This window comes from Priestia sp. D51 (assembly GCF_053345675.1).
The window spans coordinates 252494-264679 of the sequence record NZ_JBLTIR010000005.1 but is presented as its reverse complement, the minus strand read 5'-3'; the positions used below and the strand labels follow the sequence as shown (position 1 = coordinate 264679).

10 protein-coding genes are annotated in these 12186 nt (G+C 40.1%); 8 read left to right on the top strand and 2 right to left on the bottom strand.

What is annotated here, in order from left to right; all coding sequences use genetic code 11:
- The first annotated feature begins 58 nt into the window (after positions 1-58).
- The 3 genes from speB to argS all read left to right on the top strand — a co-directional run bounded on the left by speB (position 59) and on the right by argS (position 3234).
- Positions 59-937 (top strand): agmatinase, encoded by an 879-nt coding sequence (speB, locus tag ACNHOZ_RS21040; RefSeq protein WP_047749572.1) that lies wholly within the window; start codon positions 59-61, stop codon positions 935-937.
- Between the two features lie 189 nt (positions 938-1126).
- A complete protein-coding gene (locus tag ACNHOZ_RS21035) occupies positions 1127-1567 on the top strand; it encodes a DUF1934 domain-containing protein (RefSeq protein ID WP_014457736.1) in 441 nt (146 codons plus the stop codon).
- Positions 1564-3234, top strand: coding sequence for an arginine--tRNA ligase (argS, locus tag ACNHOZ_RS21030; RefSeq protein WP_033580387.1), 1671 nt, complete (start codon positions 1564-1566; stop codon positions 3232-3234). Before ACNHOZ_RS21035 ends, argS begins: the two co-directional genes overlap by 4 nt.
- A gap of 32 nt (positions 3235-3266) precedes the next feature.
- On the opposite strand, the gene uvsE is transcribed toward argS, so the two are convergent.
- Both uvsE and cls read right to left on the bottom strand, forming a co-directional pair.
- Entirely contained in the window at positions 3267-4220 is a 954-nt protein-coding gene (gene uvsE / locus ACNHOZ_RS21025; protein WP_034263994.1) for a UV DNA damage repair endonuclease UvsE, read from the bottom strand.
- 24 nt (positions 4221-4244) lie between these two features.
- Complete coding sequence (gene cls / locus ACNHOZ_RS21020) at positions 4245-5438, bottom strand: cardiolipin synthase (RefSeq protein ID WP_051137078.1); 1194 nt, start codon at positions 5436-5438, stop codon at positions 4245-4247.
- 198 nt (positions 5439-5636) lie between these two features.
- On the opposite strand from cls, the gene ACNHOZ_RS21015 reads away from it, so the two are divergent.
- From ACNHOZ_RS21015 to ACNHOZ_RS20995, 5 genes are all read left to right on the top strand, one after another.
- Positions 5637-7748 (top strand): (Fe-S)-binding protein, encoded by a 2112-nt coding sequence (locus ACNHOZ_RS21015; protein ID WP_028411967.1) that lies wholly within the window; start codon positions 5637-5639, stop codon positions 7746-7748.
- A gap of 104 nt (positions 7749-7852) precedes the next feature.
- Entirely contained in the window at positions 7853-9016 is a 1164-nt protein-coding gene (locus tag ACNHOZ_RS21010) for an acetyl-CoA C-acetyltransferase (RefSeq protein ID WP_028411968.1), read from the top strand.
- Between the two features lie 15 nt (positions 9017-9031).
- The gene (locus tag ACNHOZ_RS21005) at positions 9032-9886 is read left to right on the top strand and encodes a 3-hydroxybutyryl-CoA dehydrogenase (RefSeq protein WP_243495275.1); all 855 of its coding nucleotides are present in this window, start codon (positions 9032-9034) and stop codon (positions 9884-9886) included.
- 12 nt (positions 9887-9898) lie between these two features.
- Positions 9899-11026: an acyl-CoA dehydrogenase gene (locus ACNHOZ_RS21000; protein WP_028411970.1), complete on the top strand. Its 1128-nt coding sequence runs from the start codon at positions 9899-9901 to the stop codon at positions 11024-11026.
- 11 nt (positions 11027-11037) lie between these two features.
- Entirely contained in the window at positions 11038-12171 is a 1134-nt protein-coding gene (locus ACNHOZ_RS20995; protein WP_013059833.1) for an acyl-CoA dehydrogenase, read from the top strand.
- Positions 12172-12186 lie beyond the last annotated feature (15 nt).

Here is a 12186-nt window from a genome sequence, read left to right as displayed (position 1 = left end):
AGATGCCAGAGGTTTAAGGCTGGCATCTTTTCTATGAGTAATGAAGGAGGAACAAAATATGCGTTTTGATGAAGCTTATTCAGGTAATGTATTTATTGGCAGTCACCCTGTTTTTGAAGAAAGTGAAGCGGTTCTTTACGGAATGCCAATGGACTGGACAGTTAGCTATCGTCCAGGTTCACGATTTGGCCCAACTCGTATTCGTGAAGTATCAATTGGATTAGAAGAATACAGCCCGTATTTAGATCGGGAGCTAGAAGAAGTGAAATATTTTGATGCAGGAGATATTCCACTTCCATTTGGGAATCCTCAGCGCAGCTTGAACATAATTGAAGAGTATATCGACCAGCTTTTAGCAGCGGACAAGTTCCCATTAGGCATGGGCGGAGAGCATTTGGTTTCTTGGCCTGTTATGAAAGCTATGTATAAAAAATACCCGGATTTAGCCATTATCCATATGGATGCTCACACAGACCTTCGTGAAGAGTATGAAGGAGAACCACTTTCTCATTCCACTCCAATTCGTAAAGTTGCTGAACTAATCGGACCGGAGAATGTTTATTCATTTGGTATTCGTTCAGGAATGAAAGAAGAATTTCAATGGGCAAAAGAAAACGGTATGCATATTTCAAAATTTGAAGTTCTAGAGCCGTTAAAAGAGATTCTACCAACACTTGCAGGTCGTCCTGTTTATGTAACAATTGATATCGATGTATTAGATCCAGCGCACGCTCCTGGTACAGGAACAGTAGATGCAGGCGGTATCACATCAAAAGAGCTTTTAGCTTCTATTCACGCAATTGCTAAATCAGATATTCGTATTGTCGGAGGAGATTTAGTCGAAGTAGCTCCAATTTATGATCCGTCTGAACAAACAGCTAATACAGCAAGCAAGCTTATTCGCGAAATGATCTTAGGCTGGGTTCAAAAGAAATAAATAAAGTAAAAAGGCGGCCGCCTACGGCCGCCTTTTTTGTTTGAAATATGTGAGTACGTCAAACACAGTGAAAAAAGGAATTCTCGGCTTATCTATCATATTTCCTTTGAAGTATTATTGAATTCTTTCTTTAGAATGTTTATACTATTTAAGTTATAACGTATTCATTTTAATAAGGAAGTGTCTTTTGTGAGTAACGCTTCAGAAGTCAAAAAACCCATTGAAGTTAAAATTGTGACGGATATCCGTGATGGTCACCGAAAAGAGACAACATCGGTAAATGCAAAAGGTATGTATTATGAAAAAGGATCGAAAATTTATCTTACATACACAGAGCGCCAAGAGGAAATCGGAGATATTAGAACAATGGTAAAAATTAGCGAAGACGAAGTATCAATTAACCGAACTGGTGCTGTTCAAATGAAGCAATCGTTTCGTAAAAAGGTACAGATCGAAGGAACTTATATAAGCCCTTATGGACGTATGGATTTACTAACATTCGCTCATAACATTGAATATAAACAAATGACTCAAAAGGGTCGGTTATTTTTAACGTATGATCTAGAAGTACAGGGTCAGCCTACCGGGAAATATGCGTTAACCATTACATTCAAGGAGGAGAAAAAATGAACATCGTCGAACAAGTGCAGCAAAAATTAAAAGCTGAAATTCAAGATGCTGTGGTCAAAGCAGGACTTGCTGAAAAAGCAGAACTTCCAGAAGTTCTATTAGAAACCCCAAAAGATAAAACACATGGTGATTATTCTACCAATATGGCTATGCAGCTAGCTCGTATTGCCAAAAAAGCACCGCGTGTTATCGCTGAAGAGCTTGTAGCAAACTTCGATAAATCAAAAGCATCTATCGAAAAAATTGACATTGCAGGCCCTGGATTCATCAACTTTTATATGAATAACTCTTATTTAACAGAGCTTATTCCAACGATTATAAAAGCTGGTGAAGCATACGGTGAGACAAACGTAGGGAACGGACAAAAAGTACAGGTTGAGTTTGTTTCAGCTAATCCGACAGGAGATTTACATTTAGGACATGCCCGCGGTGCTGCAGTTGGAGACTCATTATGTAATGTTCTTGAAAAAGCAGGTTACGATGTGTCACGTGAATACTATATCAATGATGCTGGTAACCAAATTAATAACCTGGCTTATTCAGTAGAAGCACGCTACATGCAGGCTCTTGGTTTAGAGAAAGAAATGCCTGCAGACGGCTATCATGGTGCTGATATTATAAACATCGGAAAAGAGTTAGCAAAAGAGCACGGAGACAAGTATGTAAACGCCTCTGAAGAAGAGCGTTTTGAATTCTTCCGTCAATACGGATTAGATTATGAGTTAGCTAAATTAAAGCGTGATCTTGAACAGTTCCGTGTGAAATTTGACGTATGGTATTCTGAAACGTCTCTTTATAAAAATGATAAAATTTCAGTTGCACTTGAAACGTTAAAAAAACAAGGCCACGTATATGAAGAAGAAGGTGCTACGTGGTTCCGCTCTACAACATTTGGTGATGATAAAGACCGTGTGTTAATTAAAAATGACGGTTCATTTACGTACTTAACGCCAGATATTGCGTATCACCAAGACAAAATTCAACGCGGATTTGATAAGCTAATTAATATTTGGGGAGCCGACCACCATGGATATATTCCTCGTATGAAAGCGGCGATTCAAGCGCTTGGTTATGAAAAAGATACGCTGGAAGTAGAAATTATTCAAATGGTTCAACTGTATCAAAATGGCGAAAAAATGAAGATGAGCAAACGTACAGGTAAAGCAGTAACAATGCGTGACCTAGTAGAAGAGGTAGGCCTTGATGCAACTCGCTACTTCTTTGCGATGAGAAGTGCGGATACACATTTAGACTTTGATTTAGATTTAGCTGTTTCTCAATCTAATGAAAATCCTGTATACTACGCGCAATATGCTCATGCCCGTATTTGCAGTATTCTTCGTCAAGGTGAAGAGATGGGGATTCAATCAACATCTGGCGCCGACCTTTCATTAATTAGTGCAGAAAAAGAAATGGAACTGCTGAAGAAAATCGGAGAGTTCCCTCAGGCCGTAGCGGAAGCAGCAACAAAACGTATTCCGCACCGCATTACGAACTATGTATTTGATCTTGCTTCTACGTTCCATAGCTTCTATAATGCAGAAAAAGTATTAGACAGCGATAATATAGAAACAAGTAAAGCGCGTATTGAACTAGTGAAAGCTGTTCAAGTAACGCTTCAAAACTCCTTAAAACTAATTGGTGTTTCAGCACCTGAAAAAATGTAAATAAAAAAAGAGCCTCTTGGCTCTTTTTTTATTTAAAAAACAAGCGTGGCGCCTCCCGTACGCTTTACTCCTCTCATTGATGCTAAATCTTCCACTAATTTTAGCAGCGCTTTATCTTTTAACTTTGCTTCAATCATTACGTCAAAATCTTGTCCCATATCTTTAGCTATTTGCAAAAAAGGTGCGATGAAATCAGTTGAGACATAATCAGAGTGACTTCTAAATTCTTTTTCAGATTTAGGAGAAGAGATATGTACTTTTGGTTTTAATCCGATATGTTTCCACGTGTCAAAGATACGAGGGAGCAATAGGTCAAGAGGTTCTTCTCCTTCATTTGCTTTATGGTGGTGATAATCAAAGAGGAGAGGGACTTTCTCTTTTTCGCATACGGCTAATGTTTCTTCAGTTGTGTATGTTTTATCATCGTTTTCAAGAGTCATGCGCTTTTTAATGGCAGGCGGCAGCGTTTGAATGTTTTCATGAAATCGACCAATCGCTTTTTCTTTATTGCCATAAGCTCCTCCTACATGAATATTAATAAGAGCTTGATCAGCTACTCCCATCGCTTCAAGCATTCTATAGTGATAATCCATATCTTTTACCGCATTTTCTGTAATGTGTTTTTTGTCGCTTGTAAATAATGTGAACTGATTGGGGTGAAAACTCACGCGCAGCTGATGATTCCGAATCAATTCTCCTATCTCTGACCAGTCTTCTTGGAACGCATCAATGTAATTCCAAGCTACTTCAGGATGAGTAGCTAAAGGGACAAGAGAAGATGACAATCGATACAGCATAATTTCGTGGGCAATATTAAAATGCAAAGCGCGCTTAGTATGATTCAAATTTTGTTTTGTGACGTGATGAAGCTTATCCAGCCTCTCATCTTTTTTCATTTTTCCCCATCTAGTAAACGTGAGGGTTTTAGCAGGTGAGCAGTCCCAAAGCGACAGGGCATGTGATACATAGCCAAATCTAATTTTCATGATAAATCTTCCTCTTTTCGTTCATTAAAGTAATGGAGAAATAAAGGTTGCAAATCCTTGCTTTAGTTTTTCACTCCATTTTCGGTTTTTGACATCTTCTAAAGACAAAATTGGGCATTCCCCCATACAAGCTTTAAAGCTGTTCTTTACTTCTTCAATATACGTTGCATCATAGATTAAACAGTTGATTTCAGCATTTAAGAACAAGCTTCTTTTATCAAAATTAGCCGTTCCTACATCGCAGATAACATTGTCTGCAATTAATACTTTGGCATGGTAAAAACCGTAATAATATTGATAAATCATACAACCTGCTTGAAGTAATGTGGGAAGATAAGCAAACGCAGCATGATGAACAAGCGGTTGATCTGCACGCATTGGAATTAAAATATGAACTTTTACTCCCCGTGCACGAGCTTGGAGTAAAGCATTCATCAAAGGTTCACTTGGAATAAAATAAGGAGTACCTATGTACAATTCCCTATTGGCTTGGTTGATAATCGATAAAAAGCTTTCTTCAAGTGAAAAACCTTCAGTCGACTTTAGCTGAATAACATAGTCTCCTTCAGATGTTGGTGGAAAGTATCTTTCCACTTTACGCAGGTCTAAGCCGGTAGCAGCATACCAGTCGCTCAATAGTTGCATTTGAAGGTCTTGTATACCTTCCCCTTCCATACGCAGGTGGTAATCTTTCCACACCCCAAGCTTGGCGTCGAGTCCTAAATATTCTCTTCCAATATTAAAACCGCCAATGTAGCCAACTTTCCCATCAATAACGGCCATTTTACGGTGATTGCGTGCGTTGAGTGTATAAAACAAATAAGGCCACCGTAGCGTTCGACTGTAAGCAAAATGAACACCTTGTTTCTTTAAGAATGCAATTTTGTTTTTCTTGATTTTATAGCTTCCTACACGGTCTACCAATAATCTGACTTCAACATTTTGCTGTGCTTTTTGGACTAGTAAATCTAAAAATTCTTGGCTAATTTCATCATTTTGTACAATGTAAAACGATAAATGGATAAATGAAGAGGCATTTTCTATTTCGTGAAATAAATCTTTATACAAGACATTCCCGTCTGCGAACAAAAAGAGAGAAGCACGGCGTTTTGGAAAAGTATTTTCAGCCTGGGAAAATACTTTCTTTCCAACACCAAGGTCAATTGCAAGCCAAGCAATAAAAATAATAAAAAGTAAAATCACAATCATGCCGCTCATCATGTCACCTCTTTTCCCGATGTAAATACATTTTATGTTGTTCTTAGTGTCACCTTGTTTAAATAGAATATGAACAAAAGAACGAAAAGATATTGACTGAATGCTCATTCATTATATACAATGAAAACAGATATATTATCAGAAAATTTAGTCGTCAGGAGGAAAGAAAGGTAACAAATTATTCAAGGAGGGGACGAGATGACAGGGTTGCTGTGGGTGAATTTTCTCTTTTTTATTATTGTAACCGCTTACGCTATCTCTTTGTTTGTATATTTAATTCGCACACGCATTGAGTACATTCAATTAGGAAAAAAAGTTGAATTTGATCAGCGGTTAAAAGAAAGGCTGCAAAAAATTTGGGTGAATGTGTTTGGACAAAAGAAACTGTTAAAAGATAAAAAAAGTGGAATTATGCACGTCATGTTTTTTTATGGGTTTATTTTAGTTCAGTTCGGCGCGTTAGACTTCATTATAAAAGGTTTGCTTCCAGGTAAACATTTGCCGCTTGGACCTTTATATCCCGGCTTTACATTTTTCCAAGAAATTGTGACGTTTTTGATTTTAGTAGCAGTTGTCTGGGCTTTTCACCGTCGCTATGTAGAAAAGCTTGTGCGTTTAAAAAGAGGATTTAAATCTGGTTTAGTACTGATTTTTATTGGAGCACTTATGCTGTCAGTGCTTGTTGGAAACGGCATGTCAATCATCTGGCATAATCATGAACCAGCATGGACAGAACCGATTGCGTCATCTATTGCCATCTTGTTTAAGGGAATCAATGATACTGCCGCTATCTCCATTTTTTATGTTTCATGGTGGATTCACTTAGCCGTATTATTGACGTTTTTAGTATATGTTCCTCAATCAAAACATGCTCATTTACTGGCTGGACCGGCTAACGTATTTTTTAACCGTGTTTCTAAGCCAGGTAAGCTTGAAAAGATTGATTTTGAAGATGAGACGCAGGAGACGTTTGGGGTTGGTAAGATTGAAGAATTCACGCAGCATCAGCTCATTGATTTATATGCCTGTGTAGAATGCGGTCGATGTACGAATATGTGTCCGGCAACGGGTACGGGGAAAATTTTGTCTCCAATGGATTTAATTTTGAAGATGCGCGATCACTTAACAGAAAAAGGAGCGGTTGTGACATCTAAGGCTCCTTGGGTTCCTACGTATGCATTCTCTAAAACAAAAGGAAATCAGCTGGCGATGATGGCGGCCAGCCAAGGCGGAGCAGAAGCCGCAGCAACAGCGGAATATAATCCCGCCCTAATTGGAGATGTCATTACGGAAGAAGAAATTTGGGCATGTACAACGTGCCGAAACTGTGAAGATCAATGTCCCGTAATGAACGAGCATGTAGATAAGATCATAGATTTACGACGTTTTTTAGTATTAACCGAAGGAAAGATGGACGCGGATGCTCAGCGTGCCATGACGAATATTGAGCGTCAAGGAAACCCTTGGGGATTAAACCGAAAAGAGCGTGAAGAATGGCGACATGTAAGAGAAGATGTTCACATTCCGACTGTTAAAGAAGTAAGTAAAGCGGGTGAAACGTTTGAGTATTTGTTCTGGGTAGGTTCGATGGGATCTTATGATAACCGCAGTCAAAAAATCGCTCTATCGTTTGCTAAGCTTCTCAATGAAGCTGGTGTTTCATTTGCGATTTTAGGAAATAAAGAAAAAAATTCTGGTGATACGCCCCGCAGGTTGGGCAATGAATTTTTATTCCAAGAGTTAGCTTCTAAAAATATCGCTGAATTTGAAAAAAATGAAATCAAAAAAATTGTTACGATTGATCCACATGCTTACAATATCTTCAAAAATGAATATCCAGATTTCGGTTTTGAAGGAGAAGTGTATCATCACACAGAATTATTAGCTATGTTGATGAAAGAAGGTAAGCTGACACCAAAACATGCGGTTAATGAAAAAATTACCTTCCATGATTCCTGTTATTTAGGAAGATATAACGAAGTATACAGTCCACCAAGAGAAATTTTGAAAGCGATTCCAGGTGTTAGTTTGATTGAAATGGATCGCAACCGTGAAAATGGTATGTGCTGTGGAGCAGGAGGAGGGTTAATGTGGACGGAAGAAACGACCGGCCAGCGCATTAACGTAGCGCGCACGGAACAAGCCTTAGCCGTTAATCCAAGCATTATCAGTTCAGGTTGTCCGTACTGCTTAACGATGCTAAGTGACGGAACAAAAGCAAAAGAAGTAGAAGAAAAGGTTCATACGTATGACGTAGCAGAACTGCTTGAAAAGTCAATTTATGGTGACGTGCAAGAACAGGTTTCATAAAGGAGAAGTAGAGATGGTATTCATCTCTACTTTTTAAAGAAAGGAAATTGAGCAAGCGTTCAATCGGCAAGGACAAAGAGTAGGAAAAAGGGGAGGAAACAATAGTGGGGAAAACAGTTATTGTGAGTGCAGTTCGAACACCTTTTGGAAAATTAGGTGGCAGCGTAAGCGGACTAAAAGCGGCAGAACTAGGGGGGAGAGCGATTCAAGCAGCATCAAAGGGACGTACAGAAATTGATTCCGTTATTATGGGGTGCGTGCTGCAAGGGGGCCAAGGACAGCTACCTTCTAGGCAAGCCATGCATTATGCAGGTTTACCGTGGCAAGTAGAGACGGAAACCATTAATAAAGTTTGTGCATCGGGTATGCGCAGTATTACAACTGCTGATCAGCTGATTCGATTAGGAGAAGCAAAAACAATCATTGCAGGTGGAATGGAATCGATGAGTAACGCGCCGTATCTTCTTCCAAAAGCAAGATGGGGATTCCGGATGGGAGATAGCGTGGTGACGGATTTGATGGTTCATGACGGTTTAACATGCAGCTTTACAGGGGTGCAAATGGGTACGTATGGAAATCAAATAGCTTCTGAAATGAATATTTCCCGAGAAAAGCAGGATGAATGGGCGCTTCGCAGTCATCAATTAGCGGTAGAGTCAGAAGAAAAAGGGAGATGGGATGCAGAAAGAATTTCAGTTGATATTCCGTCTAAAAAAGGAACGATAACGGTTCAAAAAGATGAAGGACCAAGAAAAGATACGTCGTTAGAAAAACTCTCGTCTCTTCGGCCTGTATTTGGCCACAGTGGAACCATTACAGCAGGAAATGCACCTAGCGTGAATGACGGAGCAGCTGCGCTCATGCTAATGGATGAAGATGTGGCGAAAGCAAATGGCTATGAGCCGTTGGCTACGATTATAAACCATACTTCTCTTGCGATGGAGCCAAGGGAATTTCCGAAAACGCCTGGGTTTGCTATTAACAAGCTACTGCAAAAAACAAAGAAGACAGTAGACGATATTGCGCTGTTTGAAATCAATGAAGCTTTTTCAGCAGTAGCATTAATGAGTATGGAGATTGCAGGGCTTCCGGCTGAAAGAGTAAATGTGAACGGCGGGGCAGTGGCACTTGGACATCCGATTGGAGCAAGCGGCGCCCGTATTGTTGTAACGCTCATTCATGAATTAAGACGACGAGGCGGCGGACTAGGCATTGCTTCTATTTGCAGCGGCGGCGGCCAAGGTGATGCCATCATGGTAGAAGTGTAAAAGGGGGAAATCAACTTGAATATTGAAACAGTTATGGTTATTGGAGCAGGTCAGATGGGAGCAGGCATTGCGCAAGTATTTGCTGCGAGCGGATATCAAGTTTCTTTGTATGACGTTGATCAAAAAAATACACAAAAAGGAATAGAAGGTATTGATAAACGTCTGAAAATACAGGTGGAAAAAGGTTCTCTCTCAGCTAAGGAATATGAAGGGATTATGGAGCGCCTTCACTTGGCAAATGAAATAACAGCAGCACAAAAAGCAGATTTAATCGTCGAAGCGGTTGTGGAAAAGATGGAAGTCAAGCAAGCCATTTTTGCGGAGTTGGATTCGTTAGCCCCGAGTCATACTATTTTAGCAACCAACACGTCTTCGCTTCCTATTACTGAAATTGCAGCTGTGACCACTCGACCTGAAAAAGTAATTGGCATGCACTTTATGAATCCTGTTCCCGTGATGAAGCTCGTTGAAATTATTAGAGGGCTGGCTACTGCTGATGAAGTGTATCAAGCAGTCTATGAAACAACAAAAAAATTAAATAAAACCCCGGTGGAAGTTCATGATTTTCCAGGGTTTGTTTCAAATCGAATTTTAATGCCAATGATTAACGAAGCTGTGTTTACGCTCTATGAAGGTGTAGCAAACGAAGAGGATATTGATCAAGTGATGAAACTAGGAATGAACCATCCAATGGGACCTTTGACATTAGCAGATTTCATCGGCCTCGATACATGTTTGTTTATTATGGAAACGCTCCATAAAGGGTTTGGTGATGACAAATATCGTCCTTGTCCATTGCTTAGGAAATATGTAAAGGCAGGATGGCTTGGTCGAAAAACAGGAAAAGGATTTTTTACGTACGAAACATAAAGGAGTGGCAAAATGATCTTTTTTACGTCTGAACAACACATGATTAAAAAGATGGTAGCTGATTTTAGTGAAAAAGAAGTCGCTGCGGCTGTGCCAAACATGGAAAAGGGTGAATTTCCTCGAGGTTTATTAAAGCAGATGGCTGATCTTGGCCTGATGGGCATTCCCGTTCCTCAAACATACGGAGGAGGTGGACTGGACTTTGTGTCATACATGATTGCCATCCACGAAATATCAAAAGTAAGTCCAGCCCTCGGCGTCATTTTGTCTGTTCATACTTCTGTAGGTACGAATCCTATTGTCGTATTTGGGACGGAAGATCAAAAACAAAAGTATGTAAAAAAACTTGCGACAGGTGAATATTTAGGTGCTTTTTGCCTAACAGAACCTAGTGCAGGGTCTGATGCCGCAAGCCTAAAAACAAAAGCAGAACGAAAAGGAGACCACTATCTTTTAAATGGGTCAAAGCTTTTCATTACAAACGGGGGAGAAGCGGATACATATATTGTATTTGCTAAAACGAATCCCGAACGCGGGTCGAGAGGGATGAGCGCCTTTATCGTTGAAAAGACGATGGAGGGATTTTCAGTAGGAAAAGATGAACATAAGATGGGTCTTCACGGTTCTCGAACGGTTCAACTGCACTTTGAAAATATGCAGGTGCCTGTAGAAAATCGTCTCGGAGAAGAAGGTGAAGGATTTCGAATTGCTATGGCTAATTTAAATGCTGGAAGAATTGGTATTGCTGCTCAGGCGGTAGGAATTGCTGAAGGTGCGTTAACAGCAGCCAAAAACTATGCAAATGAACGATATCAATTTGGAAAGCCGATTTTATCTCAGCAGGGAATTGCCTTTAAGCTGGCTGATATGGAAACGGCTGTTGAATCAGCGAAGCTTTTAATGTACAGAGCCGCTTTTTTATATGATCAAAAACTTCCTTGCAAAAAAGAAGCCTCAATGGCGAAATTGTTTGCTTCCCAGACGGCTATGAATGTAGCAATCGATGCGATTCAAGTTTTGGGAGGCTATGGTTATATGAAAGATTATCCAGTAGAGAGGTATTTTCGTGACGCCAAAGTGTGCGAAATCTACGAAGGTACAAGCGAAATTCAGCGCATTGTCATTAGCAGTCAACTATAGGGGGAATAATCATGTTTTTTAAACTTTCAGAAGAGCACGAAATGATTCGAAAAATGGTGCGAGACTTTGCCAAAAACGAAGTGGCTCCGACAGCTGCACAACGAGATGAAGAAGAGCGTTTTGACAGAGGAATCTTTACACAAATGGCTGATCTAGGATTAACAGGTATTCCATGGCCAGAGCAATACGGAGGAATCGGCAGTGACTATCTAGCTTATTGCATTGCCGTTGAAGAACTATCTAGAGTATGTGCATCAACAGGCGTTACGTTGTCGGCTCATACTTCTCTTGCCGGCTGGCCAATCTATACATTCGGAACAGAAGAACAAAAACAAAAATACCTGAAACCTATGGCAACGGGTGAGAAAATAGGTGCTTATGGGTTAACGGAACCGAGTGCTGGATCAGACGCAGGAGGAATGAGAACGCTCGCTGTAAAGGACGGAGAAGATTATATTTTAAATGGTTCTAAAATCTTTATTACAAACGGCGGCGAAGCGGATATTTACGTCGTATTTGCTCGCATCGATCCTAATGAAAAACGCACGAGCGCTTTTATTATTGAAAAAGATATGCCGGGATTTTCAGTTGGTAAAAAAGAAAAGAAACTGGGCATTCGCTCTTCACCTACCACAGAAATTATTTTCGAGGATTGCCGTGTTCCAAAAGAAAATTTGCTAGGAAATGAAGGAGAAGGATTTAAAGTTGCCATGATGACGCTAGATGGCGGCCGAAATGGTATTGCAGCGCAGGCGGTAGGAATTGCTCAAGGAGCGTTAGATGCGGCGGTGGCTTATGCAAAGGAACGTCAGCAATTTGGAAAGCCCATTATTTCTCAGCAAGGAATTGCGTTTAAGTTAGCCGACATGGCCACGAGTATAGAAGCTGCCAGACTGTTAACCTATCAAGCTGCTTGGCTCGAGTCTCAAGGGCTGCCATACGGCAAAGAATCAGCCATGTCAAAATTATATGCTGGGGATACAGCAATGAAAGTAACGACAGAAGCTGTTCAAGTATTTGGAGGGTACGGTTATACAAAAGATTATCCAGTAGAACGTTTTATGAGAGATGCAAAAATCACGCAAATTTATGAGGGTACACAAGAAATTCAGCGTCTCGTCATTTCTAGGTATCTTGCTAAATAAAACACTTGTTGTAGG